Origin of the sequence: Myxococcus sp. SDU36 (assembly GCF_030168875.1) — a bacterium.
Lineage (GTDB): Bacteria > Myxococcota > Myxococcia > Myxococcales > Myxococcaceae > Myxococcus > Myxococcus vastator.
On the sequence record NZ_CP077414.1, the window covers coordinates 4,350,718 to 4,364,790 of the forward strand.

Genomic DNA, 14,073 nt, shown 5'->3' on the forward strand with positions numbered 1-14,073 from the left:
AGGAGTAGGCATCCCCTTGTGCGCGAATCAAGCGCGCCTGCACCGAAAACGCCGAACTGCCCGTGCCGCGCGAATCAATCCACGCCCGCGTCGAAGGCAGCGCGCTCCTCCGCTGTGAGCGCCAGCGGCTGGGCACGGCCGCTCGCCTGCGCCTCGATGCCCGCCTCCAACACCGCCTGGACGGCCACGGCCTGGATGGGCGTCACGGGGTTGCGTGCGCCGCCCAGGAGCGCATCCCGGATGCCCGCGTAGTACTGCCGGTAGTCCCCTGCCGAAGCGACGGTGGGCGCGCCATGCTGCCCATGCAGCGAAGCGTCGTGCCAGGCGAGCCCTTCGGGTGGGCCGCCCATCACCAGACGAGGAACCTGTTGCTCCCTGCCCAACGTGAGCCACGAGCCCCGTGAGCCATGCACGGCGAAGCGAGGCGTCATCGCCGCGATGCTCATGGACGCCTGGAGCACCACCCGCCGCCGGGGATAGGCCAGCGTGTACTGGAACCAGTCATCCACGAAGGCGCCCTCGCGCAGGGCTTCGCGAGTACCGGCCACGGACTCAGGCAATCCAAACAGATGCAGCGCCTGGTCCACGAGGTGCGGCCCCAGGTCGAACCACACGCCCGCGCCCGGCACCACCTGTTCCCGCCACTGCTTGCGGACCTCCGGACGGAACCGGTCGAAGCGCGACTCGACATGCGCGACGTGGCCCAGCGTGCCCTCCGCGAGCAGCGCCTTCAGCGCCTGGAAGTCGGTGTCCCATCGCCGGTTGTGGAACACCGAGAGCAGCAGGCCACGCGACGCCGCCAGGGCCCGCAGCGCGCGGGCTTCGGCAAGGGTGATGGTGAAGGGCTTGTCGACGACGACGTGCTTCCCCGCCTTGAGCGCGGCCTCCGCCAATGGCGCGTGAAGGTCATTCGCCGTGGCGATGACGACCAGGTCCACGTCGGGGTGCGTCGCCCCGGCCTCATGCGAGTCGCAGCGGGTGACCTGCGGCAACGTGGAGCGCACCGCCTCTTCCTGGCGCGAGGCCACGACCTGGAGCACCAGCCCGTCCACGCCTTGAAGCAGCGGGGTGTGGATGTACCTGCCCGCGATGCCGAAGCCCAGCAAGGCCACTCGGAGGGGTGCGCGTCCAGGAGAGGAAAAGGCCATGGCGCACCCTACCGTGGAAAGGGCAACGCCGCCCGTCGAGGAGGACGGGCGGCGTCGCGGTCGGGAGCGGGCTTCCGGGGAGTCCTCGGCACCGAGGCTCCCACCGCTCCTTTTCTCTGAAACGGGCTCAGGTGTGGTGGTGCAGGCTCTCCACCAGGTACGGGTCACCCACCGGCAACATGGGCGTAGAGCGCACGGTGCGCGTCACCGCCAGCGTGAAGAGCGCGGCCATGCCCACGAAGCCGGCCAGTTCGAACACACCCACGGCCACGCCGTCCGGCTGAAGCCCGGGCACCACCATCAGGTACAGGTCCAACCAGCGCCCCACCAGGAGGATGGCCGCCACGCGCAGCAAGTGAGACGGATTGCGCTTCGCGGGCCTTGGCAATAGCAACACGAAGGGCAGCGCCCAGTTGAGGACGACGTTGGCGTAGAAGGCCACCGCCCACGTCCCGTGCAGCCGGGTGACGAAGTAGACCGTCTCCTCCGGGATGTTCGCGTACCAGATGAGCAGGTATTGCGAGAACCACAGGTAGGCCCACAACGTGGCGAAGGCAAACATCAACTTGCCCAAATCATGCAGGTGGCTGGTGTTGAGCTGCGGCAGCGCGCCCGCGCGGTGGAGCAGGATTGCCGCGATGGTCATGGCACACACCGTGGAGCTGAGCAGGCCCGCGAAGTTGTAGAGCGCGTAGATGGTGCTGAACCAGTGCGGCTCCAACGTCATCAGCCAGTCGAACGCGGCCAGGCAGAAGGTCAGCGCGAAGAGCACCAGGAACACCGCCGACACCTTCACGTTGCGCCCGGCCAGCTCCGGCGAGCGCTCCGCGTCCTGCCGCAGGGAGATGCGCCGCAACACCCACGTGAAGCCCACCCACACCGCCAGCACCACCCCCATGCGCGCCGCGAAGAAGGGCACGTTGAGGAAGGCGGCCTTCTCGTGCAGCAGGTGGTCCGTCTCCATGACACCCGGCTTCGCCCACGGGTACAGCGAGGACACGAAGGGCAGCAGCGCCAGAATCGTCACCGCGCCCCAGGGGACGTAGGCGGCGAAGGCCTCGGGGATGCGCTTGAACACGGTGAACCACCCCGCGTTCGCCACGTACATCAGCGCCAGGAACACCGCGCCGCCCAGGCCCAGGCACAGGAAGTAGAAGCCGCTGGTGAGCAGGCTCGTCAGGGCCCGCTCGCGCGCGATGGCCAGGCCCGCCACCAGGATGCCCAGGCCCACGCCGGCCAGCACCTGCGCCGCGCGGTGCACGGCGGGAGGAACCTCGAAGCCAGCCGCCGGAGCGGTGGTCACTTCATGCAGTCGAGCACTCATGGCACGTCCTTCCGCGCCGTCCGCGCGGGGTCCTGCAAGGTCCGGACGTAGTGGACAATCTTCCACCGGTCCTCCGGAGCCACCTGCGAGCCATGGGCCGGCATCAGGCCCTGCCCGTGGGTGATGATGTGGAACACCTGCCCGTCGGGGAGCAGCCGGGCGTGCTCCGCCAGCAGCGACGGCGGCATGGGGAAGCGCGCGGTGACGAGCCCGTCGCCCAGGCCCTCCGTGCCGTGACACGGCCCGCAGTAGCGCGAGAAGGTCACCTTTCCCCGCGCCAGCACCTCCGGAGAGGCCGGGTACGGATTCTGAAGCTCCCGCCCCGCGCGAGCAGCCTCCTCCGGCCCCGCGGCCAGGTGCAGCGGCTGGTGGCCTCGCGGCACCGTCCCCTTCACCGGCGCCAGCAACGTCTTGCCGTCCACGGTGACGGGGTTGGCCGCGAAGGTGTCGAACGGCACGGACGACACCATGTCCGGCGCGTATTCGAAGTTGGGCCGCGTCTCGTCCTGCTCGCAGCCCGTGACGGCCAGCCCCAGCACCACCGCGCCCACGTGAAGCCTCTTCACGACGCCACCTCCAGCAGGTCCGTCGCCACCGCGCCGTGGCGGCGCATCAGGTCCTCGGCCGCGTCCAGCTCCGAGGGGGCCTCGCGCGGCGCCACCGCGATGGCGAACCGGTCATCCGTGACACGCGGGAGCACCGGGCGGCGCCTCCCGGGGAAGAGCTTCGCCCGCACCAGGAAGGCCGCCACCGTCGCCAGCGCCGCGAACAGCACCGTCAGCTCGAAGGTCACGGGGATGAACGCGGGGAACGAGTTGAACGGCTTGCCGCCCACGTTGAGGGGCCAGCTCACCACGCTGGTGTAGTACTGGAGCGACAGCGCCAGCGTGCAGCCCAGGAGGCCCGCGCCGAAGCACACCCAGGTGAGGCGGCTGGGCTTGAGGCCCATGGCGTCATCCAGCCCGTGCACCGCGTACGGCGTGTACACGTCGTGGAGGACGAAGCCCGCCTCGCGCACCGCCCGGGTGGCGTCGAGCACCTGCGCCTCACTGTCGAAGTAGCCGATGAGAACCGGGGCGCTCATACGGGTGCATCCTTTCGAATGGCGATGGCCACGGGGTGCGCCTCCTCGGCGACCGGCTTCGCGGGCAGGTGCGGCTGGGCGTCATGGCCTTCGCGAGCGAAGCCCAGCACGCTCTTCACCTCGCCGATGGAGATGATGGGCAGCACGCGGACAAAGAGCAGGAACAGCGTGAAGAAGAGGCCGAAGGTCCCGATGAAGGTGCCCACCTCCACCATCGTCGGCGTGTACATGGCCCAGCTCGACGGCAGGAAGTCGCGGTGGAGGCTGGTGACGATGATGACGAAGCGCTCGAACCACATGCCCACGTTGATGACCAGCGACAGGACGAAGATGGCCACGGGCGAGGTGCGAACCTTCTTGAACCAGAAGAGGTGCGGCGACACCACGTTGCACGTCACCATGATCCAGTACGCCCAGGCGTAGGGCCCGAAGGCGCGGTTCATGAAGGCGAAGCGCTCGTAGGGGTTGCCCGAGTACCAGGCGATGAAGAACTCCGTCGCGTACGCCAGCGACACCAGGCCCCCCGTGACGATGATGATCTTCGTCATGTTCTCCAGGTGGCGCAGGGTGATGAGGTGCTCGTAGCCCAGCACCACGCGGGTGATGATCATCAGCGTCAGCACCATGGCGAAGCCGCTGAACACCGCGCCCGCGACGAAGTACGGCGGGAAGATGGTGGTGTGCCAGCCGGGGATGACCGACGTGGCGAAGTCCATGGAGACGATGGTGTGCACGCTGAGCACCAGCGGCGTCGCCAGGCCCGCCAGCAGCAGGTACACCGTCTCGTAGCGGCTCCATGTCCGGTGCGAGCCCGTCCACCCCAGCGACATCACCTTGAAGACGGCCTTGCGCAGCCCCGCCTTCGCCCTGTCGCGCACCGTGGCCAGGTCCGGAATCAGGCCCACGTACCAGAACACCGCGGACACGGTGAAGTACGTGGAGATGGCGAACACGTCCCACAAGAGCGGCGAGCGGAAGTTCACCCACAGGCTGCCGCGGTCGTTCGGATAGGGCAGCACCCAGAAGGCCAGCCACGGCCGCCCCAGGTGGATGATGGGATAGAGCGCCGCGCACATGACGGCGAACAGCGTCATCGCCTCCGCAGCTCGGTTGATGCTGGTGCGCCACTTCTGCCGGAAGAGGAAGAGGATGGCGGAGATGAGCGTGCCTGCGTGTCCAATGCCCACCCAGAACACGAAGTTGGTGATGTCGAAGCCCCAGCCGACGCTCTTGTTCAGGCCCCAGGTGCCGATGCCCGTGCCCACCTGGTAGGCGACGATGCCGGCGCCCGTTCCGAGCACCGACACCGCGATGCCAAAGGCCACCCACCACTTCCACGTAGGGGCCCGCTCCATGGGGGCGCAGATCTCCTCGGTGAGCTGGCCCAGGGAGCGCGGCTCGGTGACGAGCGGTTCACGCAGCGGGGACAGATGCGAGTTGCTCATGTGCCGCTTCCCGACCCGGTGTTCCGGATCTTCGTGAGGTAGGTGATGGACGACCCGATGTTCAGCTCCTCCAGCAACCGGAACGCGCGCCCGTCCTTCGCGAGCCGCGCCACCTGGCTGTCCGCGTCATTCACGTCGCCGAAGTGGATGGCCTTCGCCGGGCAGCTCTGCTGGCACGCCGTCTGGATGTCCCCGTCACGCAGCGGGCGGCCCTCCCGGTTCGCGGCGGCCTTGGACTCCTGGATGCGCTGCACGCACAGGGAACACTTCTCCATGACGCCCCGGCTGCGCACCACGACGTCCGGGTTGAGCACCATCCGCTCCAGCGGCTCGGCGTGCTCGTAGTCGAACCAGTTGAAGCGGCGGACCTTCGTGGGGCAGTTGTTGGCGCAGTACCGAGTCCCGACGCAGCGGTTGTAGACCTGCTGGTTGAGGCCCTCGCTGGAGTGCACCGTGGCCAGCACCGGGCACACCGTCTCGCACGGCGCGTTCTCACAGTGCTGGCACATCATCGGCTGGTGGACGACCTGGGGATTGGCCTCGTCACCCTGGTAGTACCGGTCGATGCGCATCCAGTGCATCTCCCGTCGGCGCAGCACCTCGTCGCGCCCCACGCTGGGGATGTTGTTCTCCGCCTGGCACGACACCACGCAAGCCGAGCACCCCGTGCAGGCGCTCAGGTCCACCGCCAGCGCCCAGCGGTGCCCCTTGTACTCGTGGCCCGACCACAGGGAGAGCGCGTGCCCTCCCCCGCCGTGCCCCGCCTGCACCTCGTTGCCCGCGCGCGGGTTGGCCAGGAAGGCCGCCAGCTCCGCCTCTCGCACGTGCGGCCGTCCCTCCAGCCGGTGGTGCGTCTGCGTCAGCGCCAGGGGCTGCTGCTCGCCCGTGGCCCGCACCGTGACGCCGGGCACCACGCGCCGCGCGCGCCCGTCCACCACCGCCGACAGCGGGTAGCCGTTGACGCCGATGCCGTCCGCGACGCGCCCGGCCTGCGTGCGGCCGTAGCCCACCGCCACCGCGATGACGGAGGGGTGCGTCCCCGCCTGCACCAGCACGGGCACCGACAGCGTCGCGCTCCCCGCCCGCACCTGGACGACGTCGCCGTCCTTCAGTCCCAGCGCCTTCGCGCGGGCCGGGGCGATGCACGCCGGGTTGCCCCACGTCACCTTGGTGATGGGGTCCGCCACCTCCTGGAGCCAGGCGTTGTTCGCGGGCGCGCCATCACGCAGCGCCACCGTGGGGTACAGCACCAGCTCCCACTCCGCGGCCTGGCGGGCCACGCCGGCCAGCGCCTCCGCCAGCCCGTCCTCGCGGAAGGCCGGTGCCTCCTCCGAAGCGGCGCTGAGCGTCACCACGCCCCGGCGGAGGGCATCGTCCCAGAAGGCGCTGAAGCCCTGCCCCAGGCCGCTCGCACGAGGGAAGACCTCCGCCTCCCAGCGCGCGCGGAGGAAGTCGTAGTGCGGCTGGGGCACGCCCGCCCACTGGAGCAGCGACTCCACCCCGCTGCGCGTCTCGTGCAGCGGCGCCACCGCGGGCTGGCGCAGGGACACGACGCCCCGGCGCACCTCCGCGTCGCCCCACGACTCCAGCGCGGTGGCCTCCGGTGCATGGAGCCCCACGTGCACGGCCGTCTCGTCCCGCCGGTCGCTGGTGGACAGCGTGAGCGGCACGCCCTTCAGCAGCGCCGCCAGCTCCGCGCCACGCGGGTCGCTGTAGACGGGATTGGCGCCCAGGAAGAGCACCGCGCCCACGGCGCCCGCGCGCAGCTCCGTCAACAGCGTCCCCAAGGGCAGCGCGTCCGCGTCCAGCACCGTGCCGTCCGCCAGCGACACCGTGCGGCCCTCGTTGCCCAGCAGCGCGTTGGCGGTGTTGGCCAGCACCTGCGTGGCCACGTCATCGCCGCCCGCCACCACCAGTGCGTCCTGGCGCTGGGCCCACAGCGCGTCCGCGAGCTCCACCCTCGCGGCCTCGTCCAGCGCGGGCGGCGGCAGCGACGGCAGTCCCGGCACCTGCCGGCCCGCCTTCACCGCCAGCCGCCGCACCAGGTCCGCCAGCACCAGCGCCAGGTCGGAAGGCGCCACCACGAAGCGGCGGTCCGAGGCGGCGCCGGTGAGCGTCATCACCGGCTCCACCTGGAAGTGCCGCGACATCGTCCGGCGCCGGGCCGCGTCGCGCGACTCCGCGTACTGCCGCGTGAAGGCCACGGGCGACACCCACGTCCCCAGGAAGTCCGCGCCGAAGCTGGCGATGACGGCGGCCTTGTCGAAGCGGTAGTCCGGCACGGCGCGCACGCCGTGCGTGACACGGTGGGCGTCGGCGATGGCGGACAGCTCGCCCAGGGCTTCGTCGCGTACGGTGCGCGCGGTGGGGTACGCGGCCAGGAAGCGCTTCACGGCCGCCTCCGCCGTGGGGCCCAGGTGCCAGGGCAACACCACGCGGATGCCCTTCCCCGCCTCGGTGGCCTCGCGCAGGGCCTGCGTGACTTCCGCGTCCAGGTCCGTCCAGGCAACGCGCGTGGCGCCGCGAGTGGGGTAGCGGGCGCGGCTCGCGTCGTAGAGCGACAGCACCGACGCCTGGCCCACCGCGCACACGCCGCCGCGCGACACGGGGTGTTCGTCGTTCCCCTCCACCTTGATGGGGCGGCCGTCGCGCGTCTTCAGCAGCAGGCCGCACCGGGCGCCGCACCCGTCGCAGGTGGACGCGTACCAGAGCGCCAACCCCGGCGTGACTTCATCCGGGCGCGCCACGTAGGGGATGATTTGCTGCACCGGCGCGCGCTGGCAGGCCACCATGGCCGCCGCGGCGCTCAGGCCCATCAGCTTGAAGAAGTCACGGCGGCTGTTCGCATCCGGCGGCGTGGCGGCGACGCCCACCGGCAGCGGCTCCGTGAACTCATCCTGTGGGAAGGCGCCAAGGTCGCCAGCGCGCTCCGCCAGGCTCTGCCAGTACTTGGGAAGTGGGTCGGACATGGATGGGACTCCTCAGCGGTGGCAGCTCGAACAGTCCGTGGGGGGCTGCAGGATTCGAGGGGCCTTCAGCGGCTCCGGCGCGGGCGCGCCGGACGACAGGGCCAACAGCTCTCCAGCGCGGGGCGCGGAGGGCGGCGGCGCGGACACCTGCTTCGCCGCCGTGTCGCGGTGACAGTCCAGGCACCAGCCCATCGTCATGCGCTCCTGCTGCTCCACGCGCACCATCTCCTGCACGGGCCCGTGGCACGTCTGGCACTCCAGGCCCGCGCCCACGTGGCTGGCGTGGTTGAAGTACGCGTGGTCCGGCAGGCGGTGGATGCGCACCCACGCCAGCGGCTTGTTCTCCGCCACCGCGGCCGCGACCTTCTTGATTTCGGACGAGTCCGTCTTCACCTGCGTGTGGCAGTTCATGCACACGCTGGTGGAGGGCACGCCGGCGTGGCGGCTCTTCTCCGCGCCCACGTGGCAGTACTGGCAATCCAGGCCGTACTGCCCGGCATGGACGGCGTGGGAGAAGGCCACGGGCTGCTCGGGCATGTAGCCCTGCTGGTTGTTCACCGGGCCGCTACAGCCCGCCAGGAAGAGCGCGGCCAGGGCGCGGAAGGGAAAGCGAGTCGAGGCGTCTTTCATGACGGGTGTGCCGCCGCGTCAGCGGGCGGTCTCCTCCCGAGGCGTGACGAGCAGGGGCGCGGTGACGGGCTCGGGCCGCGCGCGGATGAAGAGCGCCAGCGCCAGCACCACCATCCCGAACAAGGTGTGGAACTGGACGACGAAGGGCGCCTGCGCCAGCAGCGACGCGTCCGGCTGGAAGGCCAGCACCGAGCGCAGGTACGGCACCACCACATGGACGTACCAGGCCGAGCCCCAGCGCAGCGCCACCGCCAGGTAGAGGCCGGAGCACGACTGCAAGAGCAGCAACCCCAGCAGCGCGGCGGTGCGCCACTGCCCTTCCCGCGCGCGGCGCAGCGTCAGGCCCACCAGGCCCCAGGCGAGCAGCAGCGCGCCAATCAGGCTCACCGCCTCCAGCGTGAAGAGGCGTCCCGGCGACGCGTTGAAGGCCTGCATCACCCGCGGCGCCAGCAGCCCCAGCAGGTGGTTGAGGGCCACGACGACGCCCCCCGCCAGGATGGCCCGTCCCGAAGGCGTCCAGGGCGTGGGGGCGCTCGCGGGCGCGCGTGCCATCAGCCGGCGCGCCACGCCCGCCACGGCCGCGCCCGCCGCCACGTAGGGGATGGCGGAGAAGAGGGCTTCACTCACGGCTGACCTCGCTGGGTGCGGGCGTTGAAGGCAACGCCCATGAACCCGAGCACCGCGAGCATCCCGACGAGGCCCAGGTAGACAAAGTCCCTGTCCGCGCGAGGCTTGCTGCCGTCGCGCGACACGTCCGCGAGGTACGCCTTGAGGGCGTATTGCTCCTCCTCCTCCAGCGGGGCCTTGGCGTACAGCGCGGCCATCATCGGCGTGTCCAGCTTCGCCAGCAGGGGCCGCATGCCGCGCTCGCCCATGCGCGCGAAGGCGAAGGTGAGGTTGGGCCCCAGCGTGCCGCCGCCCGCCACGCCCAGCCCGCGCACGTCATGGCAGCCGAAGCAGGCGGGGCCGCCCTTCGCCAGGGCTTCGGTGCCCTCGAAGAGGCGGCGGCCTCGCGCAATCTCTTCCGACGTCGCGTCCGTGCCCGGCTTCGCCGCGGGCGATGGCTTGCAGCCGCCCAGTCCCTTCCGCGTGCAGTCGCGGAAGAAGGCGTAGAGGGCGCCGCGCTCCTCGGGGGAGAGCTGCTGGTCCGGCATGCGGATGCCGTTGAACTGCTTCAGCAGCGCGGTGGCCACCGGGTCGCCCTCGTCGATGACGGCGCCGGGGCTGGAGATGAAGCGATTGAGCCACGCCTCGTCGCGCCGCTCCATCACGCCGTGCAGGTCCGGCCCCACGCGGTCGCCCTCACCCACCGTGTGACAGGTGGCGCAGCGCTGCGTGAAGAGCGTGGCCCCTTGCGAGGCGCTCTGTGCTCCCGCCACCGGCGCCGCCACCAGCGCCAGCAGCGGAATGACGGGGACGAGCCCCCGCGTCAGGCGCGGTCGTCCTTCCTGGGCATGTGTCCGCATCGCCGCGTGCCCCTCCTCGAAGGGAGGCCGGGCTCACTGCCCGGCACGCGCGACACGAATTGCAATGCGAGGGCCAGAATGACGAAAGGCCAACACCCAGGCAGACATGCGTGGGAGTTGGCCTGGAGCGCGCAGCATTTGCGCCGCGCGCCGTGATTCAGCGCAGCATTTACCCCGCGCGGCTCACATCGCCGTCGTGGTGAAGACGCCACGGCCAATGGCCATGATGCCGCCGATGATGAAGACGATGGACACGACCACGCCCACCAGCGGCAGCACGAAGGCCGGCTGCGGCTTGCGGCGGTTGATGGACAGCGTCGCCTGCGCCACGCCGGCGGCGAGCACCATCATCACGATGTGCCCGATGAGCGCCGGGTAATAGAAGCGCGTCACCAGCACGCCGACGCCCAGCAGCACCTGGAGCTGGAGCAGCCCGGAGTAGGCCGAGCCCAGGATGCGCCCCAGCTTGTCGAAGGGCTTCCGGGTGGCGAGCCCGTAGGCGAAGTACGCGAGGGCCAGGATGCCAGCCAGCAGCACCAGATAGCGGAGCCCGGAGTGGGCGTAGAAGAGCATTCGGTCCATGGGCCTCGCTGCTTAGCAACGCGCGAGGCGCCGCGCACGTTTCAAGACGGGTCCGGCTTGGGCGTCTTCGCGGTGCTGGGGGGCAGCTCAGGCGGGGCGATGAGCTCCGCGGGAGGCAGCTCCCCCGTGAGGCTCTTGAGGAAGGCGACCAGGTCGTCCACCTCCGGGTCCGTCAGCGTGCGCGCCAGCTGGTGCTTCGCCATCAGCCGCACCATCCGCGGCAGCTCCACCACGCTGCCGTCGTGCAGGTACGGCCCCGTCTTGTCCACGTTGAGGAGCGTGGGCACGCGGAACTTGCCCCGGTCCTCCTCGTTCTTCGTGGCGTCGAAGCGGCCCGCGTCCTTCAGGCCCGGGTAGTCCTCGATGAGGCCCAGCTTCTGGAAGGAGGTGCCGCCCACGGCGGGGCCGTTGTGGCAGGTGGTGCACCCGGTGGTGGCGAAGAGCTGCAGGCCCCGCTGCTCCTGCTCGGTGAGCGCGTCGTGCTTGCCGCCCACGAAGGCGTCGAAGCGCGAGGTGGTGACGAGCTTGCGCTCGAAGGCGGCGATGGCGCGCGCGGCGTTGGCCATGCTCACCGGCTTCTTTTCACCCGGGAAGGCCTCGCGGAAGCGCTTCGTGTACTCCGGGATGGAGGTCAGCGTGGCCAGCACGCGCTTCTCATCCGGCATGGCCATCTCCACCGGATTGAGGATGGGGCCGGTGGCCTGCGCCTCCAGCGTGTCCGCGCGCCCGTCCCAGAACTGCGCGATGTGCCCGGCCGCGTTGTACACGGTGGGCGAGTTGCGCGTGCCCTTCAGCCCCTTGTGGCCGTCCGACAGCGCCTTGTTGTCCACGCCGAACGTCGTCAGGCCGTGGCAGGTGTTGCAGGACACGTCGTGGTTCTTCGACAGGCGCGGCTCGAAGTAGAGCATCCGCCCCAGCGCCACCTGCGCGTCGGTGTCCTCGGGCGGAGGCGGCGCGTCCTTGCGCCTGGGCAGCGGCTTGAAGAAGTGCGCGAGCTGCTCGGCCGTCATCGGCTTGGGCGCCGGCAGCGTCTGGGCTTCCAGCGCGGCCACGGGCGCCTCGGCGGGAGGCGGCGTGCGCTCGCACCCCGTGAGCGCACTGACGCCCAGCGCGGACAGCGACAGCAGCGAGACCCACCGGTTCTGAATCATGGAAGCCCTCCACGGCCGCTTCGTTAACGCGGCGCAAGCTACCAGCAAGCGGCCGCGGAGGAATGCCGCGTCGTGACATCCCCGCACGTCCGCTTTCCGGACCCATCAGCCACCGGGCCGCCTCCCCGCTCCGGGAGTACTCGAACGACCAGGGCCGCCTGCGGGAATCCCGACAGCGCGCTACCTCCCAGTCTCAGGCCGCCGTGCGTGCTTCGGCCAACAGGGCGCCTGTGCCTCAGGGCCGGGCGCGCGGCGCATCGAGCGGCATCAACGACACGACGGAGGACGGATGCGGGACGACAGCGGCGGTGGCCCGGCGGAGGACGTGGAGGTGCTCGTCTGCCGGAAGTGCCTGATGAAGGGCGGCGCCCGAGCCGGAGGCCTGGACCTGCCGCGCTGGCTCCAAGGCACGCTCACCGAACGCGGCCTGGGGGAGCGGGTCCGCGTGCGCCCCTCCGGCTGCATGAACCAGTGCCCGCGCGGCAAGGTCACCGTGCTCGTCTCCAGCGCCTCCGGCCGCGGCGGCGCCCTGGTGACGGTGGACCCGAGGCTGCATCGAGAGGAGCTGGTACAGCTCGTCGAACGCCAGGCGCGGGGCGAGCCCGCTCGGCAGGACCTTGTCCCCAGCGACGTGGAGGCGGAGCGTGACGGGGCGACGTAGCCGCGCCCGCGCCACCAGGGACGGCGTGTCGTCACGGCGGAAGACGAGCCGGTCCACCACGTACGACACCGCGAGCCCGGACGCCGTGCCCACCGCGTCCCACGTCAGGTCCTTCATCGAGAACGTCGTCCCGCGCCCCAGGTCGTAGAGCTCCTTGCCCACCCCCGCGCCCATCGCGAGCCCCGCGCCGGTGAGCCAGCGCGCGTGAGGGCTGTCGAAGACCAGCGCGCCACCGGCGTACCCCGCGCCCGCGAGCACGAAACACGCGGCGAAGTGCTTGGGCTTGTCCGGCCCCAACCACGCATCTCCAGACGCGGCGCGCGCGCCGAGAGGCGCCAGGAAGACAAGCAACAGCAGGCTGGGCAGCAGGGCATGCAGGCGCATGTCCTTCCCTGTAGCACCACACGACCCGTCAGGGTGCCCTGCCTCTGCGTGAAGGGGGGCGCTGGCGGCTTCATGCGTTTTCGAGACGTGGCCCGAGTCACGACCTATGCTGGGGACCTCGTGAGTCAACTCGGCCCTGCCTTCACGTTCCAGCGACGAGACCCCCGCCACCCCGGGCTCGACTGCGCGCGCGGGCTCGCGGTGATGGCGATGGTCATTGGCCACACGCTGGACGCGGTGTTGTCGCCAGCCGTGCGCGCGGACGTGTGGGTCCAGCACTACTGGACCTGCCGAGGCATTACCGCGCCCCTGTTCCTGATGGTCGCCGGGTGGGCGGTGGTCGCCGCGCTGGGTACGAAGCCCACGGCGGCCCGGGACACCTACGGCAAACGGGTGCGCCGCGCGCTGCTGCTCATCTTCCTGGGCTACCTCATGCACTGGCCCGGCTGGTCCACGGTCATCAAGCTGGGGCTGACCGAGGAGATGCTGACGAAGGTGTTCGTCTTCGACGCGCTCCAGTGCATCGGCTTCGCCCTCCTGGCGGGCGCCACGCTGCTGGCGGTGACGCCGGGGCGCTGGGGCCGCACCGTGATGCTGGTGGCGGTGGCGGTGGGCATTCCGCTGGTGAGCGTGAGCGTGCGGGCGATGAGCGAAGGCCTGCCCGGGCCGCTGACCCAGCTCATCGGCACGGGCGAAACCAGCCGCTTCGCCTTCTTCCCCTGGGCCAGCTACTTCTTCGCGGGCGCCGTGGCCGCGAGCCTGCTGGGCACCCTCCGCCCCGGCGTGCCCCAGGGGCTGGCGCTGCTGATACTGGGCAGCGGGCTCTTCTGGTTCATGCGCGCGCAGCCCCAGGACTGGGGCCCCGCCAGCGCGTGGCTGGTGGCCTACCGCGTGGGCCAGGGGATGATGGTGCTTGGCGCGGTCAACATCCTGCCGCGCAAGGTCAGCGGCCTGCTGGCGCCCCTGGGCCGCCTGTCGCTGTGGGTCTACGTACTGCACCTGCCCATCGTGTACGGCTGGTCCAGCTACGCGGGCCTGTCCAGCCGCGTGGGCCAGACGCTGACGCTTCCGGAGGGACTGGGCATCGGCGTGTCGCTGCTGGTGGCGTGCGCCCTGGTGGCCCGGCTCGGGACGTGGCTGAGGGACCAGGCCCGGCCGTGGCGCACCGGCTCCACCACGCTGGAGGCCAGCGTGGGCAGCCTGGGGCCGCGCGGGAGCTGACGTCCGGG

13 protein-coding genes are annotated in these 14,073 nt (G+C 70.9%); 1 reads left to right on the forward strand and 12 read right to left on the reverse strand.

Features of this window, described 5'->3' with window-relative positions; all coding sequences use genetic code 11:
• Positions 1–74 precede the first annotated feature (74 nt).
• The 12 genes from KGD87_RS17060 to KGD87_RS17115 form a co-directional block, all read right to left on the reverse strand.
• The gene (locus tag KGD87_RS17060; RefSeq protein WP_350102410.1) at positions 75–1,148 is read right to left on the reverse strand and encodes an oxidoreductase; all 1,074 of its coding nucleotides are present in this window, start codon (positions 1,146–1,148) and stop codon (positions 75–77) included.
• Positions 1,149–1,275: 127 nt separating this feature from the next.
• Positions 1,276–2,472, reverse strand: a complete 1,197-nt coding sequence (locus KGD87_RS17065) for a hypothetical protein (RefSeq protein ID WP_284668461.1) — start codon at positions 2,470–2,472, stop codon at positions 1,276–1,278.
• On the reverse strand, positions 2,469–3,038 hold the full coding sequence (locus KGD87_RS17070) for a c-type cytochrome (protein WP_284668462.1): 570 nt from the start codon (positions 3,036–3,038) through the stop codon (positions 2,469–2,471). Before KGD87_RS17070 ends, KGD87_RS17065 begins: the two co-directional genes overlap by 4 nt.
• On the reverse strand, positions 3,035–3,556 hold the full coding sequence (locus KGD87_RS17075; RefSeq protein WP_284668463.1) for a DUF3341 domain-containing protein: 522 nt from the start codon (positions 3,554–3,556) through the stop codon (positions 3,035–3,037). Before KGD87_RS17075 ends, KGD87_RS17070 begins: the two co-directional genes overlap by 4 nt.
• Positions 3,553–5,001 (reverse strand): NrfD/PsrC family molybdoenzyme membrane anchor subunit, encoded by a 1,449-nt coding sequence (nrfD, locus tag KGD87_RS17080; protein WP_284668464.1) that lies wholly within the window; start codon positions 4,999–5,001, stop codon positions 3,553–3,555. Before nrfD ends, KGD87_RS17075 begins: the two co-directional genes overlap by 4 nt.
• On the reverse strand, positions 4,998–7,970 hold the full coding sequence (locus tag KGD87_RS17085) for a TAT-variant-translocated molybdopterin oxidoreductase (RefSeq protein ID WP_284668465.1): 2,973 nt from the start codon (positions 7,968–7,970) through the stop codon (positions 4,998–5,000). The genes nrfD and KGD87_RS17085 overlap by 4 nt, the downstream gene beginning before the upstream one ends.
• A gap of 12 nt (positions 7,971–7,982) precedes the next feature.
• Positions 7,983–8,600, reverse strand: a complete 618-nt coding sequence (locus tag KGD87_RS17090; RefSeq protein WP_284668466.1) for a cytochrome c3 family protein — start codon at positions 8,598–8,600, stop codon at positions 7,983–7,985.
• 18 nt (positions 8,601–8,618) lie between these two features.
• Positions 8,619–9,227: a respiratory nitrate reductase subunit gamma gene (locus KGD87_RS17095; protein WP_284668467.1), complete on the reverse strand. Its 609-nt coding sequence runs from the start codon at positions 9,225–9,227 to the stop codon at positions 8,619–8,621.
• Positions 9,224–10,066 carry a c-type cytochrome gene (locus tag KGD87_RS17100; RefSeq protein WP_284668468.1) on the reverse strand — a complete coding sequence of 281 codons (843 nt, stop codon included), beginning with the start codon at positions 10,064–10,066 and terminating at the stop codon, positions 9,224–9,226. The genes KGD87_RS17095 and KGD87_RS17100 overlap by 4 nt, the downstream gene beginning before the upstream one ends.
• Before the next feature lie 183 nt (positions 10,067–10,249).
• Positions 10,250–10,648, reverse strand: a complete 399-nt coding sequence (locus KGD87_RS17105) for a hypothetical protein (protein ID WP_090490155.1) — start codon at positions 10,646–10,648, stop codon at positions 10,250–10,252.
• Between the two features lie 41 nt (positions 10,649–10,689).
• Positions 10,690–11,799: a cytochrome-c peroxidase gene (locus KGD87_RS17110; RefSeq protein WP_284668469.1), complete on the reverse strand. Its 1,110-nt coding sequence runs from the start codon at positions 11,797–11,799 to the stop codon at positions 10,690–10,692.
• Between the two features lie 235 nt (positions 11,800–12,034).
• Complete coding sequence (locus KGD87_RS17115) at positions 12,035–12,844, reverse strand: YfiM family lipoprotein (protein WP_284668470.1); 810 nt, start codon at positions 12,842–12,844, stop codon at positions 12,035–12,037.
• A 120-nt stretch (positions 12,845–12,964) separates the two neighbouring features.
• Between KGD87_RS17115 and KGD87_RS17120 the strand changes: the two genes are divergently transcribed.
• Positions 12,965–14,065, forward strand: coding sequence for an acyltransferase family protein (locus KGD87_RS17120; RefSeq protein ID WP_502888029.1), 1,101 nt, complete (start codon positions 12,965–12,967; stop codon positions 14,063–14,065).
• Positions 14,066–14,073: the final 8 nt, after the last annotated feature.